Origin of the sequence: Halomonas sp. LC1 (assembly GCF_030247125.1) — a bacterium.
In the GTDB taxonomy this organism is placed as follows: domain Bacteria; phylum Pseudomonadota; class Gammaproteobacteria; order Pseudomonadales; family Halomonadaceae; genus Vreelandella.
In genome coordinates this window covers 133189-155425 of sequence record NZ_JASSPG010000008.1, presented here as the reverse complement: position 1 = coordinate 155425, position 22237 = coordinate 133189, and the positions used below count along the sequence as shown (strand labels likewise).

The following is a 22237-nucleotide window of genomic DNA, read 5'->3' as shown; positions in this document are numbered from 1 at the left end:
TCTTACAAAGCTTAAAACATTAAGGAACCTAGGGCATGAATTAGCCCCAAACGCTCACTTAGAAGTGATAACGCGCACCTACCGCGTAGTACAGGTCATCTTCGTAGTTATTCACTGCATCTTCGTTGGCATCGTTCAACTCAACGAAGACATCGAAGTTGTTGGACAGGTCGTAATGCGCGGCAGCGGCCCATGCATCACGGCTGTCGGAAACGTTGTCCAGCTCGATGTTGTAGTAATCGAGGTAGAACGTCCATGCGCCAGTAGCGAAGGTGCCACCCAGACCAACGGTGTCAAAGCCGCCACCCAGGGTGTCGCTGTCGCCGCGAGTTTCGTAACCCAAACGTGCCGCGAACGCGTCGTTGATGGCGTATTCAGCGGTCGTGCCCACGCGAGTCTCGCCGTTACCACCACCACGAACGGTGTCTTCAACGTAACCCAGCGCCAGACGCAGCGGACCAGTTGCGTAAGTGATGCCACCTTGGGTCGCAATCACGCTACCTTCGCTAGTTTGAGCAGACTCAGCTAATCCACGCTCTGAGAAGTGCTTAGCAGCAACGAATGCTTGGAAACCATTGAAATCCGGCGTCATGTAGGCCAGAGAGTCACCACGCGCTTGCAAACCACCACCGGCAAACTCATATCCACGCTCGACGTAAACGTCGAACACTCCCATGACTTCGCCATCGTAGAAGCTGTCGAAGTTACCAGCAGTGAACGTACCGTATTGCTCACTATCCAGACCGATGTAGCTGTTGCGAACTTCATCGAAGCCAGACGCCTGGTTACGCTCGTCACCCGTAAAACGCCACTCGACACGAGCAAATGCGCGCAGGTCGGACGTAATCTGATGGCCAGCAGTTACGCGAAGACGAGAACCAAAGTTACGGAACTCTTCGCCATTATCGACGTTATTTTCTTCCGCACCGCCGCCTTCGATACCCATGGCAATACGGCCATAGATATCCAGCGTAGTGCCATCCTGATCGTAAACCATCGCCGCTTGGGCCGCAGAGGCACCCAATAAACCACTAACGGCCAGAGCAAGTGTCGTTTTCTTAAACATGATGGATCCCTTTAGAGTCGCCAGTGCTTGTTATCAGCACTTCTTGAGCTAGAGTAGAACGTTAAGTCGTTATGATTGCGCGTTGCGAAGGCACAATGGAGGCGTTGGCTGCCTCGTCACTGGCTACCTTAGAGAAGATATATGTCATTCTTCTTAAAGTTTTATTTTATTTGTTTATCTTTTATAAAAAATAAATTAAACAAAAATGACTCTAAACATTAACATTTGTTTGTTATGGAAAGAGTCGACGCCATATTCATTAACGTTAAAAAAGTTGCCAATGGCAGCGACGTCTCACCGCCTGTCATCGCTTGTTCACTTACCTGACTCGGCAGTGTCATTGTGACTGCGCATCATGTTCGAAAACGTGATAAAGGGATGCATCGCTCATGCGACTTTGTATCGTTAGCGAAACATGGTCACCAGAAATCAACGGCGTCGCCCACACGCTTAACCGGGTGTGCCGTGAGTTACAGCGTCTGGGAGTCACAGTGGATGTGATTCGTCCAACGCCAAGAGTGGCTGGCACCGCCCAGGGTGTCGAGCAAGAACTACAGGTCAATCGCTGCTCGATCCCAGGCTACCGTGATGTACAGGTGGGCTTTGCTCGCCCCGCCACGCTGCGTCGTTTTTGGCAGCAGCATCGGCCTGACGTGGTTTATCTAGCGACCCAAGGGCCGCTTGGTTGGGCGGCTCGGCAGGCGGCCACACAGCTCGAACTTCCACTGGTAGCGGGTTGGCATACCAATTTCGATCACTATTGCCATGATTACGGTGTCTCCTGGCTATCATCTGCCACACGCCGCTACTTGCGCTACTTCCACAACGGTTGCGCGCTCACTCTGGTGCCTACCCAGCAACAGGCCGCGCTGCTGCGCCAGCAGGGTATCCACGACGTACAAGTTTTGTCGCGGGGGATCGACGGCGATAAATTTTCGCCCGCCCACCGCGATGATGCGCTGAGAAAAGCGTGGGGCGTCAGCGAACATCAGCCAGTCGCGCTTTACGTGGGTCGGCTAGCGCCAGAGAAGAATCTCGCGTTGCTGCAAGAAACCTTCCAGGCCATGCGTGACGTACGTCCCGACATGGCCCTCGTGGTCGTCGGCGACGGCCCCGGGCGAGCACAATTAGAGAAAGCGCTCCCTGACGCGCATTTTACGGGATTCGTCGATAAACAGGCGCTGGCTCGACACTACGCCAGCGCCGATATGTTTGTGTTTCCCTCGCTGTCGGAAACCTGGGGTAATGTGGTCACCGAGGCCATGGCGAGCGGACTCGCGGTGGTGGCGTATCGCCACGCTGCTAGCGCCGAACTGATCCAGAGCGGTCATAACGGGATTACGGTCGAACCCAACGACGCCATGGCGTTTCAGCAAGCCGCCGTTGCGCTTTGCCAACATCCCGCCGAATACGCACGAATAGGAAGAATTGCCCGTTTACGCGCCCTGGAACAGAGCTGGTCGGGCATCGCGGAGCAATTTCTGCGCTACCTCAACTACGCCCAGGAGGCTAATCATGCGAGCTCGTCCGCTTGTCGTATTCGATCGTCTTGATCTCTGGGAGTGGCGGTTTTGCCAGCGAGTGACGCATCTCTCGCTTTATCGCCCCTGGCGCTTGGCCTTACAAACCGCCAGCAAACTGGGTGATTGGCCGGTGTGGGTGCTGTTGATTGCGGCGCAGCCCTGGCTACAACCGGACGGCGTATGGCGCATGCTGCAATACTCGCTGATTGCCCTCGTGGCCGTCACGGTTTACAAACTGGTCAAAACCAAGCTATGTCGCGAGCGCCCCTTCATTACCTATCTGGGCGGCGTGCACTGTGGCGAACCTGCACGAGACCGTTACAGCTTCCCCAGCGGACACACCATGCACGCCGTCATGTTTAGCGTCCTGGTAGCCGCACATACCCCCTGGCTGCTACCCATCGTTCTGCCACTGAGCCTGCTGATTGCCATCTCTCGTGTGGGGCTTGGGCTGCACTATGTCAGCGATGTACTGGTCGGCGGTGTGATGGGTTACGGCTTCGCGTTACTGAGCCTGTACTGGATGGGGTAGCTAAGCCCCACATCCTCTAAACCGCTGTTCACCTACCACAGCGCTCTTGAACGTAAAAAGCTACGCGCTCCATTTGTCGATGGAGCGCGTAGCTTTTTTCACGGACAGACACGTGCCAGCACTACATATCGGGCGGCCTATCGTCTCGATCATCGGCGACGGTCATCAATGATGTCTTGAACATCATGTACACACCGACCCCTGAAAACCCCAAAAACAGGACGAACATGCCCAACATCAATACCATCGCCATAGCGTTTGTCCCTGAAAGTACACGGCTGCGACGTTGACGTCTTCTAACCGCTCAATTTTGGTGTAAACGAAAGGATAGACCAAAACCGAACCTTCATCTGTACAAATGCTGTGCAAGTCACGCCATGAGCACATGACAACCATCTATATCAGGGACTTACGTATACATATCGACGCAAAAAAACCACCTCACAAAAGCGAGATGGCTGTTTTGCATCGCGGCCGCTCCTTGGCATCGATGATCGACACGTCCTATGTCGATAAGAGTGAGCAGGCTGAGCGTCCTTCACCTCCCTGTTACATACTAGGCATCCTGCCTTCCTGAGTTGCTTGTCAGCCTGCTCACGCTGTTAAACGTTCCTGTCATACTGATACTGATGTAGTGGCGACTGCAGGTCTTCATATCTATCTAGAATAATGCAGGCTTTGGGCCAATCGTGAAAAATAAAAAATAAACCTATTAAAAACAAAAACTTAAAAAATAACTCAAGCTCACGAGGCGGTCGCGCCATGCCACCGATAGCTAATTTTCATGTAGCAAACTGGCACATGCGACAAAACCGCACGGCACGTCGCCTCCTTGCCCCCGTCGTTGGCACAACGTGACCAAAACCCGCGTTTCCGAGTGGCGGCCGAATGCCACAACGCTTATGTTACTCATCACACCAAGACGCTCGCATGGGCATACTGAGGCATGAGGAAAGACCGATGAAACGTACCATCGCACTAGGCATCCTACTGTTGGCAATGCTATTGGTAATGAGTGGCTGCAATACCGTTCGCGGTATGGGGCAAGATATCGAACAGGGCGGCGAAGCCATTCAGCGCTCGGCGGACTGACCATGATGATGACCGTCTACCTTTCACACGGGCTGGAAAGTGGCCCCGGCGCCCTGAAAATGCAGGCACTCAAAGGGGTCGCCGAACAGTTGGATGACTGTGAGCCGGTCATCATGGATTACCGCGGCATGGACGAGCCAACCGACCGGCTGGCACACCTCACCAGAACGCTACAGTCGCGCGGCGACGATCCCGCCCGCTGCGTTTTGGCAGGCTCTAGCCTGGGAGGCTGGTTGAGTGCGGCGGTCAGTGCCCAAACGCCCGTATTGGGCTGTTTTCTACTCGCCCCTGCGCTGGGGTTGCCCGAGTATCCTGAAACGTCCCCCACGATCCAAGCGCAGTACACGCATATCATTCATGGCTGGCAGGACGATGTCGTTCCCCCAGGGCCCGTGATCGAACGCGCCCGTGTACAGCGACTCTCGCTACGAATGATCGATGACGACCACCGTTTGCACGGCAGCCTGGACACGATTCTAGCGGATTTCAGACGCTTTCTAGCGCAGTGCGCTGACGGTCAGCGAGGGGCGACATAAAAAAATACGACAAATAGTCGACATTGCCACCTCATATCTATACAAAGGATATACACGAAAAAGGAGAGTGCTCATGTTTGGACTATTCAATCGCGATCCCCAAAAGAAGCTCCAGCAGGCCTATGAACGCAAACTCCAGGCAGCGATGGAGGCTTCCCGTAACGGCGATATGCGGGCCAATGCCACGCTGACCGAAGAAGCAGAAGAGCTTCTGGCCGAGATCAACCGGCTCAAAGCGCAGAAGGGCTAACACGATGCGCCCAAGGTGGCCGCGGATTCTGCTGACGCTAGCGCTTGCCACGGGTCACGCATATGGGAATTGCCCGTCAACCGGGCAGTGGTGGCAGGCAGGCGGTGCCGTGGACGCACCAACGCTGCTTGCCCAGGCCGCTCAGCAGCAAGTCGTACTGCTGGGTGAACAGCACGACGCCGAAGACCACCACCGCTGGCAGCTACACACCTTAGCGGGACTCTACGCGCACCGTGCCGACATGGTGATTGGCTTGGAGATGCTGCCTAGAAGCGCTCAGCCAGTGTTGGACCGCTGGGTAGCGGGCGAGCTGACCGAGACAGCGCTGCTGGCCGAAAGCCACTGGGAAGAGGCGTGGGGGTTCGATGCTGCGCTTTACATGCCCATTTTTCACTTCGCGCGACTACAAGCGATTCCGCTCGTCGCCCTCAACATCACGCCAGAACTGCGCCAACGGCTCGTCCAAGAGGGCTTTGATCAGTTACCCGCTGACCAGCGCTACGGAATTCCTGCCCCGCTACCCGCCCATGCAGCCTATCAGCAGCGTTTGACCCAGGTATTCGAGCAGCATGGCATGGGGCAAGAGAACCCTGCGATGTTGTCCCGCTTCACCCAAGCGCAGCTCGCCTGGGACACCGCCATGGCGCACGGCCTGGCAGAAGCCGTCAAAGAGGGCGCGTTAGCCGTTGGCTTAATGGGCCTTGGCCACGTCATCTACGGCCACGGCGTAGAGCATCAGCTCGAAGGGATGGGGATCCAGCACACCCTCAGCCTGCTGCCCTGGGAACAGGCGGAGTGCCGTGTCCCAGACCCAGCGCTTGCCGATGCCGTCTTTGTTCTCCCCCCATCCCTTACCCGCGAGCCCACGAATTAGGCGTCATCCGCCAGCGCAGGCAGCAGCGTTTTAAGCTTACGGGTCAAGGTGTTGCGCCCCCAGCCCAGCAGCTCGGCGGCTTCGCCCTTACGTCCACCGGTATGCTTGAGCGCCGTTTCGATCAGAATACGCTCGAAATCGGGCACCGCTTCTTCCAGCAGATGCGTATGCCCTTCGGCCAACGCATGATCGGCCCAGTCTCGAAATGCCGTACGCCAATCGCCGTATACGCTGCTCTCGGAGGCTCCTACCGTCCGTAGTTCGGGCGGCAGGTCTTCGACCAGGATTTCCCGACCGGAAGCCATCACCGTCAGCCAGCGGCAGATATTTTCCAATTGACGGACGTTCCCTGGCCAGGGCAGACGCGTTAAATGCGCTTCTGCTTCGGGGGTCAACACTTTGATGTCGGTAGACAACTCTTTGGCGGCTTCGGCCAGGAAGTGGCGGGTGAGCCGAGGAATGTCTTCGCGCCGTTCGGCTAAACGCGGAAGATGAACGCGAATCACGTTCAGGCGGTGGAACAGATCCTCCCGGAAGCGCCCATCGTCGACGAGCGATTCGAGATTTTGATGCGTTGCCGCGATGATCCGCACATCGACTTTCACCGGCGTGTGACCGCCCACCCGGTAAAACTCGCCGTCGGCCAGCACGCGCAGCAGACGCGTTTGCGTTTCGGCCGGCATATCGCCGATCTCATCCAGAAACAGCGTGCCGCCGTTGGCCTGCTCGAAGCGGCCTTGGCGCTGCTGGGCCGCACCGGTAAAGGCCCCTTTTTCGTGCCCAAACAGCTCGGATTCGATCAAGTCGCGCGGAATCGCCGCCATATTCAGTGCAATAAACGGCTTGCCAGACCGGGGGCTGTGCTGGTGCAGCGCCTGAGCCACTCGCTCTTTACCCGTGCCCGACTCGCCGTTGATCAGTACCGTAATATGCGAGTGGGAGAGCCGACCAATGGCGCGAAAGACTTCCTGCATGGCAGGCGCTTCACCGATGATTTCGGCGCTCAACCCCTCTGGCACGCTCACCGGGCGCTGGCGTTCACGGGCGTGGGCGACCGCACGGCGCACCAGCGCGAGCGCTTCGTCCACATCGAACGGCTTGGGCAAGTACTCGAACGCCCCACCCTGATAAGAGGCCACGGCGCTGTCCAGGTCGGAGTGTGCGGTCATGACGATGACCGGCAGGTCCGGATGGGCGTCACGCACCCGCGACATCAAATCCAGCCCGTCGATGCCCGGCATACGGATATCAGTGACCAGCACATCCGGCGGATTGTCCAACAGTCGCGCAAGCGCCGTATCCGCTCGCTCGATACACTCGACCTCCAAGTCGGGTTGCGCCAGCGCGCGCTCCAACACCCAGCGGATAGCGCGGTCATCATCGACAATAACCACTCGTGCAACATCGGTACGTGTCGCCTCAGTCATGACGCTTCTCCGGTGCAATTAATAACCAATGGAATCAGTAAACGAAATTCGGTATGTCCGGGTCGTGAGTCGCATTCGATCAATCCTTGATGTTGGTGCAATATTGACTGGGCAATCGATAGCCCTAGGCCGCTGCCTTCCGCGCGGCCAGAGACCATCGGGTAAAAAAGCGTGTCGCGCAGCGCCTCGGGAATACCAGGGCCGTTATCGATCACGCCCACTTCACTCACCAAGCGATGCCGTTCGGCCCCCAGGGTAAACTGACGGCGCGCACGGGTCCGAAGCGTCAGTTCGGGAGCGGACGTGCCCGCATCGCTCATGGCCTGAACGGCGTTGCGCGCTACGTTGAGCACCGCTTGGATCATTTGTGATTCGTCACCGGACAGGTCCGGTAGGCTAGGATCATAGTCGCGACTGATGGTGACCTGCGGATGCTCGGCAATCAGCAGAGCCCGCACGCGCTCCAACACTTTATGAATGTTGACGGGCTCGTGTTTGATAATGCGATTGGGGCCCAGCATGGAGTCGACCAAATCCCGCAGGCGGTCGACCTCCTCCACGATAATATGGGTAAACTCGCGTAGGGCCGGGTCGTCCAAATCCCGCTCCAGCAGCTGTGCGGCGCCGCGAATGCCTCCTAAAGGGTTCTTCACCTCGTGAGCCAAGCCCCGCGCCAGCACCTTGATGGTCTCTTGGCGAGTGGTGAGCGCCTCTTCCCGGGAGATCTGCATCAAGCGATCCCGCGGCTCGACCTCCAACAGCAGTTCATCGGCAGAGAGTGGCGTGACCGTATAATCGACGGTCAGCGGGTCGCTATTGAGCGGCGTAATACGCGCCTCGCGCTGTGTGTAGGGATGGAACGCATCGCGCGCTTTGGCCAGCACTTCATCGATGCTTTCATCACCGCCGAGCAACGTATCCAAACTGATGCCCTGCACGCGGCTGAAGCTCACCGCCAGCAGCGCTTCCGCGGCCGGGTTCATCCAGCGCACGCGGAGTTCACCGTCGAGCAGCAGAACTGCGGTGGTGAGGTGTTCGAGTAAGCGCTGATACATGGCGTGTCCTGAAGCGTCGCTCCGACCAATACTCATGGGCACTGATCCATTAAAGAGGGGTGTTAGGGGAGGAGCTGCAAAAAGCGCGCCAATTCAGCGCAAACCGCGGCTTGCACGGCTTGTGGGCAGATGACGGGCGCATGGCGAGCCTTTATAGCGCAATGCGCTGTCGCCCTCGCCGCCCTAATGCACCATTATAGTGCACAAGACTATTCAGCGATAAAAATAGTCACCGGATCGGTGCGGTGCTGCACACGGCCCTGGCTATCCAGCAGCTCGGCGTACACTTGGTGCGCCCCTGCAGGCAAGCCTGCCAACCAGAAAGCGTCACTATGCAGGGCCGACTGGCTGAGTTCGCCATTCACCAGCAGTTGAATCTGATGGTCGTCTCGCAGCGGTGGCACCACCTGCACTTCCACTGGCGTCATACCGCCCCGCACGGAAGCACCGCTAGCGGGATTAGCAATCGTAAAACGGTCATAAGGCATAAACGGCTGACCCGGCCTACCCAGGCTTCGCGGTGCCGCTGTAGAAGGGCGCGACGCCGATGGCATGCTGGGCAGCGGTGCCAGCGTAATGGCATCCCCACCCCGCTCAGGGTTATCGGTAAACGTCACGTTGCCCTGCTCATCCACCACGCGATACACCGTTTGCGACTGGGCCACGCTTACCCACAGGCACAGTAGAAGCACCGCCGCTGTGGATAAACCTATTCTGTTTTGCAAACGTCGTCTGCTTATCATTACTAGCCCCTGCGTATTTCGCTTCCATAAAAAAACCCCGCCGAGGCGGGGTTTTCTGGCTAATCACACCGCAAGGGTGATTTTAGCACCGTCATTAAAGACCGTTCTTAGCAAGAGTAGTACATGTCGAACTCAATCGGGTGAGTCGTCATGCGGATACGCTCGACGTCTTCCATCTTCAGTTCGATGTAGGCATCGATCATGTCGTCGGTGAACACGCCACCTTCGGTCAGGAACGCACGGTCAGCATCGAGTGCTTCCAGTGCTTGATCCAGGCTGTTGGCAACGGTCGGTACGGACTTGCCTTCTTCCGGCGGCAGGTCGTACAGGTTCTTATCCATGGCATCGCCAGGGTGGATCTTGTTCTTGATACCGTCGATACCCGCCATCAGCATCGCTGCAAACGCCAAGTAGGGGTTGGCGGTCGGATCCGGGAAGCGAGTCTCGACACGCTTGCCTTTCGGGCTAGCGGTGTACGGAATACGGATAGAAGCAGAACGGTTACGGGCACTGTAGGCCAGCATGACCGGTGCTTCGAAGCCCGGCACCAGACGCTTGTACGAGTTGGTAGAAGCGTTGGTGAAGGCGTTCAGGGCACGAGCGTGCTTGATGATACCGCCGATGTAGTACAGCGCCATTTCAGACAGGCCCGCGTACTCGTCACCCGCGAACTGGTTCTGGCCATCTTTCCAGAACGACTGGTGTACGTGCATACCCGAACCGTTGTCGCCTACCAGCGGCTTCGGCATGAAGGTAGCGGTTTTGCCGTAAGCGTGTGCCACGTTGTGGATCACGTACTTCATTTCCTGAACTTCGTCAGCTTTCTTCACCAGCGTGTTGAATTTAACGCCGATTTCGTTCTGACCCGCGTTAGCTACTTCGTGGTGGTGTACTTCCACGGTTTGGCCAATCGCTTCCAGGGTATTACACATCGCGCCACGGATATCGTGGAAGCTATCGACCGGGGGAACCGGGAAGTAGCCGCCTTTCACGCGCGGACGGTGGCCCAGATTGCCACCTTCGACTTGGTTGCTGGTCGCCCATGCACCTTCATCAGAGGTGATTTTGTACATGGCGCCTTGGATGTCGGCTTTCCAGTGTACTTCGTCGAAGATGAAGAATTCCGGCTCCGGACCGAAGAAGGCCGTGTCGCCCAGACCGGTAGACTGCAGGTACGCTTCGGCACGCTTAGCGATGGAGCGCGGGTCGCGATCGTAGCCCTGCATGGTCGCCGGCTCGATGATGTCGCAACGCAGAATCAGGGTAGCGTCTTCGGTGAAGGGGTCCAAGAAACCGGTGCCGTCTTCCGGACGCAGGATCATGTCAGACTCGTTGATGCCCTTCCAACCGTTGATGGAAGAGCCATCGAACATCTGGCCATTTTCAAAAAACTCTTCGTTCACGTCACGTGCCGGTACGGTGACGTGCTGCTCTTTACCGCGCGTGTCGGTGAAACGCAGGTCTACCCACTTAACATCATGTTCTTCGATTAGCGCGAGAGTCTTGGCTGACATAGTGTCCTCCGGTATGAGCGTGGCTTAAAGCGTGTAACTGTAAGCTATCGATAAAAGTGTTATTCAACAAATCGTTCAACACGCAATTGCATGTGGCGCGTTTGTCTTTTTTGTTCGCTTAACGTTTGTCTGACGATGGATAACAAACCGCCCAGCGATCATTTCAGACCGGCTATCGTTGTAGCACGCCTGGAGGCGTCTGCCTACGCTTCAATAGCCGCTGATGAAACTATCTATGATTCATAAGCACAGAGCATGCCAATCCTGCACCATAATGGCCATAAAAAATAACAAGCCATTGTTTTTAAATACGAAAAATCACTAAACGTCTGCGTCTTAATGTGGCAACACATCGTCACGCTTCGTACGGAAAGGGCATCTCGCGTCTCATATGCACAAAAATAGTGCACACAAGCCAAAGAACGCACCAAATTGGTTAGATGAGAGGAAATTGCACCTCCCTGTTGTTAAAAAAGTTTCTCTTGCTACGCAAAGAAACCCACATCTACAATAAATTACAATCGGAGATGCTTCATAACAAAAGGAAGCCGCGTGCATGGGTACGGTTTGCTTTATCGTAGACGCTTCAGTGACAGGAGCTTTGCTACCGCGCCACTTGCGCTCCATTCGCCAGTCCGGCCTGGCCGATCATGTGATGCCGATCATCGTCACCTGCGCGCAGGCGGACGAGCGGCTCACCGCCCTCGAACAGCGTTATCATGCCCACTGTCTGGTAACCCCCTCGCAAATGCTCGGCGCGCGCCTCAATCAAGCGGCTTATATCAGTCAAGCAGAGTGGCTGCTGATTGCGCTGCATAAAGAACCCATGGCGGCACAGTTTTGGTACCTGCTCTATCCGCAGCTCAACACGGCGATGGATGCACTGCTCATCAACGCGGCTACGCCCCGGTTTTCGGAGCGATTGCTGCTGCACTTTCTCAGTACGGCCGTGTCCGTACCGCCCTACATTGCCATTCGGCGCGCCTGGTTGGAGCGCATTGGTGGCTTCGATCCCGAGCTGGATGAGCCAGCCCTGCTCGATTTTTTACAGCGCCTTTACGCTTGCCCGACCCGGCTTAAAACCTTGAGCGGCGAATCGTTGGGGTTGGCCCGTGGCTCACCAAACAGCCAGTCATCCACCTCGCCCTAGCCTTTTCTGGTTCCGCGCATCGATGCCCACCCTGTCACCTACCTTACCCTGCACTCATACCTTCAACCGCTTACCCAACAGCATGGCCCCCATCGTCGTGGTATTGGCCGCTTTGTTGAGCAAAATAGAGCCAACGCTGCCTACGACGATGAGCAGCACCGCGTAAACCACCAGCGGCAGTGTCGTCACGCCCACGAACGTATCGGTGAGCGTGAAAAACATCGGATGCGCCAGATAAATACCAAACGAGTAAGCATTGATATAGCGCACCCAGCCAGGCGCTCTGCGTCCTTTCAAGCCACGCATCAGCGCCAGGGTGAACAGCACGAAGAAGGGAATGACCCAGACTTCCTTCGACGAGAACGCCAGCCAATGCTCGAACGTGGCCAGCACGATTACGCCGACGAACAGGAAAAGCCAACGCGGTTGGGAAAGGAGTTGCAGCCATACGGGCCGCTCGACCAGCGTAGCCGAGGGCGTTAACGGGTAGTAACGCACCAGAACCAGGGCCAAAAAAAACAGATACACCCAGCCCAGCGGTGCCACCCAAAGCAAGTAGCCCGGCGGCTCGATCTCGAAGGCATAGGCCAAGCCCCAATACGCCATGCTCACCCAGCAGGCAGCCACCAGCCACGGTACCGGGTGATAGCGCCATAGCCGCCAGCGCGTGTACGCCCAGTACGCCGCATAGAACTGCATGGCGATAATCAAAAAGTAGCCATGCCACTCGGCGTAAAGAAAATAGACTTTGGCATTTTCCCAAAACCCCACGGCGTTCTCGCTTCCCGCCAGCTGCCACCACTGGGCCGTGGAGTAGATACTTCCGTACACCACATAGGGCAACATGACGTACTTCACCCGCTGCAGCAGAAAGCCTGGCGGCACCTGTTGATCGTATCGAACGGCAAAGACGAAGACCGAAATGAACAGGAAGACCGGTGTGCCCAGCACCAGCGGTATGCGCATCAGGTCCGTGGCGACGTTATCCACACGCTGGTTGATATGATCAAGCCAATGGAATAGAAAGACGGCGACACAGCCGTAAGCGCGCAGCCAATAGATCTCCTCGATTTTTTGCATCGAACCTCCACCAAACCACCGCTGCTAAGCTGATGTATGGGCTTACGGCAATGAACAGGCCGGGTTACACCGCTGTCCGACCCTTTAACCGACGGTAAATTCCTGGAGGCTTCGTGCGCAGACACTTTTCCCTCGCTCGCTTTATCCGCTGGATGAGCACGACGATCGGCGTGATGAGCGGGCTGATGCTCAGCGGCGCGACCCTGGCTGGCGACGTGTCCCGTGAACAGTTCTTCTCGCCCACCCTAGGGTACGACTATCCGTACACGGTCTATTTACCGGACGATTATGATCCACACGCCTCGATGCCCTATCCGGTGGTGTATCTACTGCATGGCTCGTTTGGTAACGAGCTCGACTGGGCCACCAAGGGGAACCTTCCCAACACCGCCGACCGGTTGATCGACGCGGGACATGTGCCCCCGGCCGTATTCGTGATGCCCGGCAGCCGCAGCTGGTGGGTCGACGGATATAACGAAGCCGCCCGCAGCGCCTTTTTCAACGACCTGATGCCGCATATCGAGGCAACCTATCATGTCGGCACGACACGCCAGCAGCGCGGCGTCGCCGGACTCTCGGCCGGAGGGTATGGAGCCGTCAACTTCGCCCTCGAACGGCCGGAGCTGTTCGCCGCTGCGGCCGCCCTCAGCCCTGCCAGCTACGTTCCCGCCCCGCCTGAGAATTCGTCAGCCCACCGGCATCCGGCGTTTTTGAACGCGCAAGGGGCGTTCGATCAGACGCTCTGGGAGCGGCTCAATTACACTGCCCATTTGGAAAGCTACCGACTGCGCGTGACGCCGCGCCCGGAAGCCGAACGAAGCGACACACCCCCGGTGCCGCTCTATATCAGCGCTGGTCGCAGCGATGTGTACGATGCCGAGTTCCATGCCCGCCAGCTTCGTCAGGCCATGGAGCGTATACAGCCCGGCGCGGTGCGGCTCGACCTGTATCCCGGTGGCCATACCTGGCGTGTTTGGCGAGCCAGCCTGCCCGCAGCACTGACGTTCATGTTTCAGTACGTCGGCTCGCCGCAAACGGCCCTATCCGAGGCGCCAGCGGAGTAGAGAACCGCGCGATTGCGACCTTGGGCTTTGGCGTGGTACATCGCCTGATCCGCACAGTGAATCAAGGAGGCTTCATCCCGGGCATGCTGCGGAAAGAGCGCTACGCCGATACTGGCGGAGACGCGCACGTCGCCCACCGTCAGAGCAAACGGCTCGGCCAGCGCACGGCAGAGCTGGTTGGCAACGGCCAGCGCCTCCTCTTCCATGACCGGGCCGCCCAACAGCGCCACAAACTCATCACCGCCAATCCGCCCCACCATATCCGTGCCGCGCAGCCGACATCGCATACGCTGGGCAACGTCTTTCAGCAATTGATCCCCCACACCGTGTCCCCAGCGGTCATTCACCGGCTTGAAGTTATCCAAGTCGATGAACAAGAACGCCAACTGACCATCCGAGCGCAGCGCCTTGGCCAGCGCCTGCCCCAGCTCATCAAAGAACATCGCCCGGTTGGGCAGGTCGGTCAGGGTGTCGTGCTGGGCGAGATGCAGTACTCGCTGCTCCATCTCGCGCCGCGGGGTAATATCGTGGGAAATACCTAGAAAGCTGGTCACATTGCCCTGGTCATCCAACAGTGGCGCACCGTTGGTGAAGTGCCAACGCCACTCGCCATTGGCATGCTGTACGCGGTACTCGATCAGCCCCTGCGGCTCGGCCGTCACGAACACTTTCTCGATATAGCGGCGGCACGCTTCCAAATCCTCCGGGTGCAGCACGGCACTCATATTACGGCCGAGCACATCGCTCACTTCGTGGCCTAAAATGCGCTGCCAGTTAGGAGAGATATAGGTCATCGTGCCGTCCGCGCTGAGCGTGTAGATGATATCGTTCGCCTGCTCCACCAACTGGCGAAAACGCTGCTCGCTGGATTTCAGTGCCGATTCCAGCGCTTTGCGCTGGGTAATATCGTTGGCGTACCCCGTCCACAGCACGCTGCCATCCGGCTCGCGTCGGGGTTGGTCACTGGCTTCCACCCACAGCATTTCGCCACGACGGTGGAACATTCGAAATTCCTGTTTCCACGGCGTCATCGTGCGTGCGCTCTCCAGCGAACTTTCGATGACCGCATCGCGATCCCCAGGGTGAATGTTGGCTAGCAGCGTCTGCGCATCGGCCAGCGCCTCTTCCACGCTCACCCCAAACATCTCCTCGACCCGCTGCCCCACATAGGTGTAACGCCAGGTGCCCGTGCGCGAGTAGTGCAACTGGTAAATGAAGCCCGGTAGCTGCGAGAGCAACGCATCCAACGACTCGCCAAACGGCAGCGCGGGCTGATGCAACGCCCCATACACGGCGCGATACTCGCCGTCCACCACGGGCGAGAGCTGCAGTTGCCAACGCCGTGAGGCGTCTGCCCAGGTCACCATCAGTTCCTGAACGGCCTGCTGCTGGTCACAAGCCTGTACGGCGGCCAGCACGTTAGTTACGTCGAGGGGAAAGCAGTTGGCCAGCGCCATCTCGCTGTTATCGGCGGCCCACCCCACCACGCGCCGAAAGGCTGCGTTCGCGTACACGTTCATTGCATCAGGGGCTGAACGCTCGACGACGAAAAGCGGTGTGCCCGACTGCTCGAATAGCGCTCGGTACGGATGCATCGCGGCCTCTCCCCCAGGTTCCCTTAAACTCGTAAGTTAAGCGCATAGGCCACAGCTGTCTATGCACATTGGCCGAGTGCCGCCAACGCACACTACACTGAAAGCGTCTGCTTGTTTTCTAACGACTTATGTAAGGACACTGACCATGCATCAACACGTCGAATGGGACGACCCCGGCAGCGCCAGCGTCGCCGCCTTCTTCAAAAACGACCCCGACCACACGCCCCCTTACCCCGGCGCTATACTCTCTGCCCGTTATCAAGGCCGTATCGTACGGGTCAAGGTCGAAGCCTACCGGGAAGAAGACGCCGTGAGCATCGGCAGCGTCGCCGCCATTCTCGACCAGCACGGCCACCGCTTTAAATCGCAACACAAGCTCACTGTCGGCGACATGGTCCGCCTACCTGACGACAAACGCGCCATGGAACGCTGGGAAGAGGATGAGGAGAAGGAGTAATCACCGTGCGGCGAACTACTTTTTAAAAATCGCAGATGACTATGCCTTCTCCAGTGAGTGTTCGCATCTCTCCACGCCACTACATCGTTCCCTTTAAGCAATATCAGCGGCAGCAGCAATGTTGCTGCTGAACCAGTCGAATGGGTGGCAGACCCAAGCCGAGTGAAAGCGCCGGAGATGAGGCGCGCAAGGGGTCTCTCGGAGGGAAACGTCCCAACGCGACTGATGGCGCCCACCAGCCCTCGCCTCTTCGTTTGCCCGCCCTTCTCCTCACTCGCTAGTGATAGCGTTGGGAAGAGCGCTTATTACGCAGCTCAAAGATTAGCGCGCTCACCGTTGTCAGCGCGCTGTGAGCGCGTAAAATATCCGCCACTTTTTTGGTTTTACCGAATGTTATGTTATAACTTATTTATCCGTTAGCGAGGTCGCTCGATGAGTGAGCACATGCATCGCCATAACAAGGAAGGTCCTTGTCATTTTTCGCTGATGTCGCTGTCGGCCCGTAAGCGGCTGGGATTGGTGGCACTGCCGCTGTTTGCGCTATGGGGCCTTGTGGTGTGGGCTGGCGCTGGCGGGTGGCCACTATGAGCGAACGTTCCTCTTCGCGCTTGCAGCTCCACGATCTGCACCTGGCGCAGGGTCGCCGCACGGTGCTCGAACATGTGGATGGCGATATCAAATCCGGCGCGATTACCGCACTCATCGGCGCGAATGGCGCCGGTAAGAGCACGCTGATTCAGGCCATCATGGGCGAACTCAGGCCTATTAGTGGCAAGGTGATATGCACGGTAGATAACGCCCGCCGCGCTTGGCTGCCTCAGCAGCTGGCGCTCGACCTGACCTTCCCGATGAGCGTGGAAGAGCTGGTGATGACCGGCAGCTGGCCTAGCCACGGGGCCATGAAAGGTTACTGTGCGGCCCACTACCGCAAAGGCCGTGACATCATGGCACGCCTGGGCATTTCTCACTTGGCCCACCGCCCGCTGGGCGAGCTGTCCGGGGGCCAGCGCCAGCGGGCGCTAATTGGCCGAACGTTGATGCAAGAGGCCGAGCTGCTGCTACTGGATGAGCCGTTTGCCAACGTGGACAGCGACACCGTCGATATTTTGATTCGTATTTTTCGCCAAATGGCCGATGAGGGCGTGACGATCATCATCGTGCTGCATGACATGGATCACCTGCGCCGCTTGGCCGACGAAGTGCTGATGCTAAGCGGTGGTCATGGCCGTTGGGTCGCGCCCAGCGCGCTGAACCAGCAGCACGCGCCTGCTCAAGTGGTGCCGTTTACCTTAGGAGGCCGCCATGCTGGCACTGCTTGATGCGTGGCTGATCGCGCCGTTCGATTACGGCTTTATGCGCCGTGCCGTGGTCGGCGGGCTAGCGCTTTCACTAGCCGCTCCGCCCCTTGGGGTGTTTTTGGTGCTGCGCGGCATGAGCCTGATTGGCGATGCCATGGCCCACGCGATCTTACCCGGCGTGGCGCTGGGCTTTTTGCTGGCGGGCTTTTCGCTGCCGGTGATGAGTGTCGGTGGCGTGCTGTTTGGGGTCATGGTGGCGTTGCTGGCGGGGGCGGTCTCGAAGATGGGCGGCCAGCGTGAAGATGCGGCCATGGCGAGCTTTTTTATCATTTCGTTGGCCGCCGGGGTCATGCTGATTTCCATGGGTGGCAGCAGTGTGGATCTTACCCACGTGCTGTTTGGCTCCATTTTGGCGATTAACTCCACGGCGCTGCTGCTGATCGCCTCGATCAGCACGCTGATCGTCATCACCCTGGCGGTTATTTTCCGCTCCTTGGTGGTGGAGTGTTTAGACCCGCTGTTTCTACGCGGCCAAAACCGCCGCAGCGGTTGGGTACATAGCGTCTTTTTAGGGCTGCTGGTGCTCAACTTGACGGCGGGCTTCCAAACCCTGGGCACGCTGATGGCCGTTGGCTTAATGATGCTGCCCGCTACGGCAGCGCGGTTTTGGAGCAAGCGGTTAGAGGGCTTGATGGGCATCGCCGTGGTGTTAGCGATGCTGGCCAGTACCGGCGGGCTGCTGCTGTCGTTCCATTTGGACACGCCATCTGGCCCGAGCATTATCTTACTGGCCGGGGGAGCGTACTTGTTCTCGGCGCTGTTTGGCCGCTACCACAGCTTAGCCGCGAAGTTACGGCGTAAAACCACGCCGCTGGCGATGGAGCAGTCGCACTAGCGGATGATCGTCTCACGTTTATTTCATCATCAGGAGCATGTTATGTCGCTTATCTCTTCATCGCGCTGGTTAGTCGGCGTCTCGGCCATGTTGGCACTGCCCGCGGCCATGGCGAACGAGCGGGTTCAGGTCGTCACCAGTTTCTCCATCTTGGCGGATATGGTCGAGAACGTCGGTGGAGAGCATGTGGACGTCAGCTCCCTGGTCGGCCCGAATGGCGATGCCCACGTTTACTCCCCGAGCCCTGGTGATGCCCGCGCGCTGGCCGGCGCCGATTTGGTGGTTTTCAATGGCCTGCTGTTCGAAGGCTGGATGGAGCGACTGATCGACTCCAGCGACTACCGCGGGGCGCTGGTGACGGCGACGGATGGCATCGCCCCACGTGCGTTCGCAGCGCATGACGAGCACGGGCATGGTGACCACGACGATCATGAAGCGCACGATGAACACGACCACGACGCGCACGCTCATGAGGCGCATCATGACAAGCATGGTGATGACGCGCATCACGACGAGCATGCAGAGGACGATCACAGCGAGCACGCCCATGGCGATGACGACCCTCATGCATGGCAAGATCTGCAGCAGGCGAGGGTCTACGTCACCAATATTCGTGATGGCCTGATCGAGGCCGATGGTGCCAACGCGCAGAGCTACCAAGCCAATGCCGAGCGCTACCTGGCAGAGCTGGATAGCGTTGATGCCGAGATTCGTGAGCTGCTCAGCGAGATTCCTGCGTCGGCCAGCGTGATCACCGGGCACGATTCGTTTGGCTACTTCTCCAGCGCCTACGGCGTAAATTTCCTCTCGCCGGTCGGCCTTTCGACCGAAGCGGATCCCAGCGGTGCCAGCATGGCCGCCCTGATCGATGTGATCGAGCAAGAGAACGTACAGGCGCTGTTTCACGAGAACATGACCAACCAGGCAATCATTACGCAGTTGGCAGAAGAGACTGGCCTTCCCATCGCCGGCACGCTGTACGCGGATGCGCTGGCCAGTGAAGGCGATGCCAACACCTACCTGGGCATGATGCGCCACAACGCCCAGGTGCTCCACGATGCTCTGGCAGCGCCGGGCCATAATGATCCTGGTCATGACGATGACGACCACGACCACGACCACGACCACGACGATCATGGTCATGATCACTGAGCCATGTCGTAAAGACGTGCCGTAAAGAATCGAATACCGCCTGCGCCAGGCGGTATTTTTTTGCGTTGCATTTTGTCGTGAGGATGGGGAGACTGGCTCCACCATGCGCCGCTAACGTTGTTTAAACCCCTGCAAAGAGCCACTACCATGCGCCTAAACGCCGACTTTAGCCACTTTGCCTGTGTCACGCCGGAGCAGTATCGCTGGGTCGCCTCGCCCAGCGCAGGCGTAGAACGAATGATGCTGGACCGCATTGGCGATGAGGTGGCCCGCGCCACGAGCCTGGTACGCTATGCGCCCAATAGTCAGTTCAGCCGCCACACCCACGGCGGCGGTGAAGAGATTCTCGTGCTCGAGGGCGTGTTTGCCGACGAACATGGCCGCTACCCGGCGGGCAGCTACCTGCGCAACCCCATCGGCACGGGCCATACGCCCCACATTGGCGATGAGGGCGCGCTGATTCTCGTGAAGCTCCACCAGTTCGATGAGAACGACCTGCTCCAACTCGCCATTCCCGCCCACCGTTTGCCCTGGCAGCCTGATCGTCGGCCCGGCATCACGTACAAAATGCTGCATACCTATCAAAGCGAGCGTATCAGCCTGGAGCGCTGGGAGCGTGACATCGTCACCGACTATCCTGCCCTACCGGGCGGATTAGAGCTGTTCGTGCTGGAAGGGTCGCTGTGCGATGCGGACACCGAGTACCCGGAAGGTAGCTGGTGCCGCTACCCGCCGGGGGCTGCGCCACGGCTTCGCGCAGGCCAGGCCGGGGTAATGATGTACGTCAAGCGCGGGCATCTGTCTGACGCTTCTGACGACTAGCGAGCTAGCCCAATAAACGGCAGCAGGGTGAGCAGAGCGATCATGAGCACCGCAACGATCACTAGCGTGACCTGCAGCGGGTGCGCCACGAAACGTCGCCACAACGTCGGCGCCTCATCGCGGGCCAACGCGTTTTCATGCGCTTTGCGCGCCTTTGCTTGCCGCTCGGCCTGATAGTGCGCCAGCACCGTTTCGGCATCGTCTCGCTGGGCAGGGTTGCGCAGCCAAATGGCATCGACTCCCAGGCGAAAAAAGCCCGCCTGGGTTTCGTACACATCGAAGCCATGCGCCTCCAGCAGCTGGCGAACCTCCATGGCCTCTTCGTCGGTCACGTGACGCAACCGAAACAGCAGATGCGCCATATCAATCGCCCATGGCGGCCATACGGTCTGCTTGAATCACTTCGATCCAGTAGCCGTCGGCGTCTTTGACGAAGATTACGTCCTTCATCTTGCCCTGGTCGGCGCGCTTGACGAAGGTCACGTCATGCTCATCGAACCACGCCTGCGCGGCTTCCAAATCCGGTACGCTAAAACAGATATGCCCGAAGCCCTGCGGCTCTGCATTGCCGTCATGGTAGGCAAAGTCCTGCTCGTTTTCGGTACCCCAGTTGTGGGTCAGCTCCAATAGACCTTTCTGACTAAAGGTCCACGCGGTCCGCGCTTGGGTCTCTTCCGGCACGCTATCACCGGCCTCTACGTTAGCCAGGAAGTAGAGCGAGAACTGCATCTCCTCGAAGTCCAAGCGCCGCAGTACCTGCATTCCAAACACCTTGGAGTAGAACGCCAGCGCGCGCTTGGGGTCTTTGACCCGCAGCATGGTGTGGTTCAAGCGAAAACCCTGTGTTTGCGGGGCGGCTGGGGCAACGCCTGGATGCTGTTCACCTTGATACGACATGAGACTCTCCTTATGGGGGGTGACGCTTTCGTGGATACGGTGCAAATTCTTTGACGAACGTAGTACTTTGTACAAGGCTTAGGCTGCTAAGCGCCCGCCATTTGACCATCGCTCCAGCGCATCGGTCATAACGTGCGATGGCGCGTTTAATGTCTAGTTATGAGGGCAAGGCGCTAGGAATTCCAGCCCGGCCCGAAGGAGTCTCTATGTCCCGTGATCGAAACGTACTGGGTGAGCCGCTCACGCCCTGCTGCCATGCCCCAAAAACCGGCTTCTACCGCGACGGTTTTTGTCGCGTTGGGCCTGACGATGTCGGCATCCATTCGGTGTGCGCCATGGTGACCGAGGAGTTTCTGGCTTTCTCCAAGGCTCAAGGTAACGACCTAGTGACCCCGCGCCCGGCCTTCGGCTTTCCCGGCTTGAAGCCCGGCGACCGCTGGTGCCTGTGCGCCCACCGCTGGGCCGAAGCAGCCCAAGTGGGGCTTGCACCACCGGTGATTCTCTCGGGCACGAACGAGCGCACGCTAGAGATCATCCCTCTGACCAAACTTCAGCAACACGCGCTGGATGCCGTGCACTGACCTCTCGGCACGCGCTCTGATCGAATGCGCCTGGAAAAACGATGCAGACCTTCTACACTTCTATCTCGACAGTTTTACAAATTCAACCGTGATGCCCTGCGAATGGCGTCAGATAGGAGAGCGTCATGACAGCCATCGATATGACCCTTGGCGATCGCCTGACTCTGAAGCAGCTGAGCCATGCGATTCAAAACGGCTTTTCCCCCATTGTCGAAGTCGAGTCCATGGACGGTATCTACAAGGTGCGCTTTCACCATGCCAACGGTGTATCGGACCTGAGCGACGCCGAAGGCCGCGTCAGTACCTTTTTGGGAACCGGTGAAATCCGTGACACCCTGGGCCAGCTCGGTCTGACCCACGGCGTGCTGACTTTCGCCGACCAGTGCGGCGATGAGATGATTGGCGTGTCGGGCCGTGCCATCACCCCTGATGAAATGCTTACCTACGGCACGCGCATCGCGTTTCGTTAAGTCTCTTCCGGCGGGGCTTTACAGCTCCGTCCAAGGCTAGGATAGTAGCCACCAACGACAGGGGCGCCGCCCAGCGGCTGAGAAGCACCCTTCGAACCTGAACCGGATAACGCCGGCGTAGGGAGTCGTGGTGCCTCTCACCACCTCCCTGGCCGGGAGGATAC

26 protein-coding genes and 1 riboswitch are annotated in these 22237 nt (G+C 58.2%); of the genes, 16 read left to right on the top strand and 10 right to left on the bottom strand.

Annotated elements, in window-relative coordinates; all coding sequences use genetic code 11:
• Positions 1-58 precede the first annotated feature (58 nt).
• Positions 59-1066: a porin gene (locus QIT27_RS14225; RefSeq protein WP_253019212.1), complete on the bottom strand. Its 1008-nt coding sequence runs from the start codon at positions 1064-1066 to the stop codon at positions 59-61.
• 389 nt (positions 1067-1455) lie between these two features.
• On the opposite strand from QIT27_RS14225, the gene QIT27_RS14220 reads away from it, so the two are divergent.
• Both QIT27_RS14220 and QIT27_RS14215 read left to right on the top strand, forming a co-directional pair.
• The gene (locus QIT27_RS14220; protein WP_285264187.1) at positions 1456-2619 is read left to right on the top strand and encodes a glycosyltransferase family 4 protein; all 1164 of its coding nucleotides are present in this window, start codon (positions 1456-1458) and stop codon (positions 2617-2619) included.
• Positions 2582-3121, top strand: coding sequence for a phosphatase PAP2 family protein (locus tag QIT27_RS14215; protein ID WP_159340691.1), 540 nt, complete (start codon positions 2582-2584; stop codon positions 3119-3121). The genes QIT27_RS14220 and QIT27_RS14215 overlap by 38 nt, the downstream gene beginning before the upstream one ends.
• Positions 3122-3242: 121 nt before the next feature.
• On the opposite strand, the gene QIT27_RS14210 is transcribed toward QIT27_RS14215, so the two are convergent.
• Complete coding sequence (locus tag QIT27_RS14210) at positions 3243-3374, bottom strand: hypothetical protein (RefSeq protein WP_285264186.1); 132 nt, start codon at positions 3372-3374, stop codon at positions 3243-3245.
• A gap of 707 nt (positions 3375-4081) precedes the next feature.
• Here QIT27_RS14210 and QIT27_RS14205 point away from each other — a divergent pair.
• From QIT27_RS14205 to QIT27_RS14190, 4 genes are all read left to right on the top strand, one after another.
• Positions 4082-4213 carry an entericidin A/B family lipoprotein gene (locus QIT27_RS14205; RefSeq protein ID WP_285264185.1) on the top strand — a complete coding sequence of 44 codons (132 nt, stop codon included), beginning with the start codon at positions 4082-4084 and terminating at the stop codon, positions 4211-4213.
• Between the two features lie 5 nt (positions 4214-4218).
• Complete coding sequence (locus tag QIT27_RS14200) at positions 4219-4749, top strand: YqiA/YcfP family alpha/beta fold hydrolase (protein WP_285264242.1); 531 nt, start codon at positions 4219-4221, stop codon at positions 4747-4749.
• Positions 4750-4822: 73 nt separating this feature from the next.
• The gene (locus QIT27_RS14195; RefSeq protein ID WP_159340689.1) at positions 4823-4999 is read left to right on the top strand and encodes a DUF6435 family protein; all 177 of its coding nucleotides are present in this window, start codon (positions 4823-4825) and stop codon (positions 4997-4999) included.
• Positions 5000-5108: 109 nt separating this feature from the next.
• A complete protein-coding gene (locus tag QIT27_RS14190; RefSeq protein ID WP_285264184.1) occupies positions 5109-5873 on the top strand; it encodes a ChaN family lipoprotein in 765 nt (254 codons plus the stop codon).
• Here the strand turns inward: QIT27_RS14190 and ntrC are convergent.
• From ntrC to glnA, 4 genes are all read right to left on the bottom strand, one after another.
• Positions 5870-7300 (bottom strand): nitrogen regulation protein NR(I), encoded by a 1431-nt coding sequence (ntrC, locus tag QIT27_RS14185; protein ID WP_285264183.1) that lies wholly within the window; start codon positions 7298-7300, stop codon positions 5870-5872. The genes QIT27_RS14190 and ntrC overlap by 4 nt on opposite strands.
• Positions 7297-8355, bottom strand: a complete 1059-nt coding sequence (gene glnL / locus QIT27_RS14180) for a nitrogen regulation protein NR(II) (protein ID WP_285264241.1) — start codon at positions 8353-8355, stop codon at positions 7297-7299. Before glnL ends, ntrC begins: the two co-directional genes overlap by 4 nt.
• A gap of 209 nt (positions 8356-8564) precedes the next feature.
• Complete coding sequence (locus QIT27_RS14175; RefSeq protein ID WP_350338774.1) at positions 8565-9080, bottom strand: DUF4124 domain-containing protein; 516 nt, start codon at positions 9078-9080, stop codon at positions 8565-8567.
• A 125-nt stretch (positions 9081-9205) separates the two neighbouring features.
• Entirely contained in the window at positions 9206-10612 is a 1407-nt protein-coding gene (gene glnA / locus QIT27_RS14170; protein WP_159340685.1) for a glutamate--ammonia ligase, read from the bottom strand.
• 556 nt (positions 10613-11168) lie between these two features.
• On the opposite strand from glnA, the gene QIT27_RS14165 reads away from it, so the two are divergent.
• Complete coding sequence (locus QIT27_RS14165; RefSeq protein WP_285264182.1) at positions 11169-11762, top strand: glycosyltransferase family protein; 594 nt, start codon at positions 11169-11171, stop codon at positions 11760-11762.
• A gap of 54 nt (positions 11763-11816) precedes the next feature.
• On the opposite strand, the gene QIT27_RS14160 is transcribed toward QIT27_RS14165, so the two are convergent.
• The gene (locus QIT27_RS14160; RefSeq protein ID WP_253019217.1) at positions 11817-12842 is read right to left on the bottom strand and encodes an acyltransferase family protein; all 1026 of its coding nucleotides are present in this window, start codon (positions 12840-12842) and stop codon (positions 11817-11819) included.
• Positions 12843-12994: 152 nt separating this feature from the next.
• On the opposite strand from QIT27_RS14160, the gene QIT27_RS14155 reads away from it, so the two are divergent.
• A complete protein-coding gene (locus QIT27_RS14155) occupies positions 12995-13906 on the top strand; it encodes an alpha/beta hydrolase (protein ID WP_285264240.1) in 912 nt (303 codons plus the stop codon).
• Here QIT27_RS14155 and QIT27_RS14150 read toward each other — a convergent pair.
• Positions 13855-15501 (bottom strand): sensor domain-containing protein, encoded by a 1647-nt coding sequence (locus QIT27_RS14150; RefSeq protein ID WP_285264181.1) that lies wholly within the window; start codon positions 15499-15501, stop codon positions 13855-13857. The genes QIT27_RS14155 and QIT27_RS14150 overlap by 52 nt on opposite strands.
• A gap of 145 nt (positions 15502-15646) precedes the next feature.
• Between QIT27_RS14150 and QIT27_RS14145 the strand changes: the two genes are divergently transcribed.
• From QIT27_RS14145 to QIT27_RS14120, 6 genes are all read left to right on the top strand, one after another.
• The gene (locus tag QIT27_RS14145) at positions 15647-15958 is read left to right on the top strand and encodes a hypothetical protein (RefSeq protein ID WP_285264180.1); all 312 of its coding nucleotides are present in this window, start codon (positions 15647-15649) and stop codon (positions 15956-15958) included.
• 432 nt (positions 15959-16390) lie between these two features.
• Positions 16391-16546 (top strand): hypothetical protein, encoded by a 156-nt coding sequence (locus QIT27_RS14140; RefSeq protein WP_159340680.1) that lies wholly within the window; start codon positions 16391-16393, stop codon positions 16544-16546.
• Positions 16543-17277, top strand: a complete 735-nt coding sequence (locus QIT27_RS14135; protein WP_159340679.1) for a metal ABC transporter ATP-binding protein — start codon at positions 16543-16545, stop codon at positions 17275-17277. The genes QIT27_RS14140 and QIT27_RS14135 overlap by 4 nt, the downstream gene beginning before the upstream one ends.
• Entirely contained in the window at positions 17261-18151 is an 891-nt protein-coding gene (locus QIT27_RS14130) for a metal ABC transporter permease (RefSeq protein WP_285264179.1), read from the top strand. The genes QIT27_RS14135 and QIT27_RS14130 overlap by 17 nt, the downstream gene beginning before the upstream one ends.
• A gap of 42 nt (positions 18152-18193) precedes the next feature.
• The gene (locus QIT27_RS14125) at positions 18194-19303 is read left to right on the top strand and encodes a metal ABC transporter solute-binding protein, Zn/Mn family (RefSeq protein ID WP_285264178.1); all 1110 of its coding nucleotides are present in this window, start codon (positions 18194-18196) and stop codon (positions 19301-19303) included.
• 147 nt (positions 19304-19450) lie between these two features.
• Positions 19451-20125 (top strand): cupin domain-containing protein, encoded by a 675-nt coding sequence (locus QIT27_RS14120; RefSeq protein WP_285264177.1) that lies wholly within the window; start codon positions 19451-19453, stop codon positions 20123-20125.
• Here the strand turns inward: QIT27_RS14120 and QIT27_RS14115 are convergent.
• Together QIT27_RS14115 and gloA are read right to left on the bottom strand one after the other, a co-directional pair.
• A complete protein-coding gene (locus QIT27_RS14115) occupies positions 20122-20487 on the bottom strand; it encodes a DUF6164 family protein (RefSeq protein WP_159340675.1) in 366 nt (121 codons plus the stop codon). The genes QIT27_RS14120 and QIT27_RS14115 overlap by 4 nt on opposite strands.
• Before the next feature lies 1 nt (position 20488).
• Positions 20489-21022, bottom strand: a complete 534-nt coding sequence (gene gloA, locus QIT27_RS14110) for a lactoylglutathione lyase (protein WP_285264176.1) — start codon at positions 21020-21022, stop codon at positions 20489-20491.
• A 206-nt stretch (positions 21023-21228) separates the two neighbouring features.
• Here gloA and QIT27_RS14105 point away from each other — a divergent pair, with 206 nt between their 5' ends.
• Together QIT27_RS14105 and QIT27_RS14100 are read left to right on the top strand one after the other, a co-directional pair.
• Positions 21229-21603 (top strand): DUF2237 family protein, encoded by a 375-nt coding sequence (locus QIT27_RS14105; protein WP_159340673.1) that lies wholly within the window; start codon positions 21229-21231, stop codon positions 21601-21603.
• A 125-nt stretch (positions 21604-21728) separates the two neighbouring features.
• Positions 21729-22073 carry a hypothetical protein gene (locus QIT27_RS14100; protein ID WP_159340672.1) on the top strand — a complete coding sequence of 115 codons (345 nt, stop codon included), beginning with the start codon at positions 21729-21731 and terminating at the stop codon, positions 22071-22073.
• Between the two features lie 49 nt (positions 22074-22122).
• Positions 22123-22214: riboswitch (TPP riboswitch) on the top strand.
• Positions 22215-22237 lie beyond the last annotated feature (23 nt).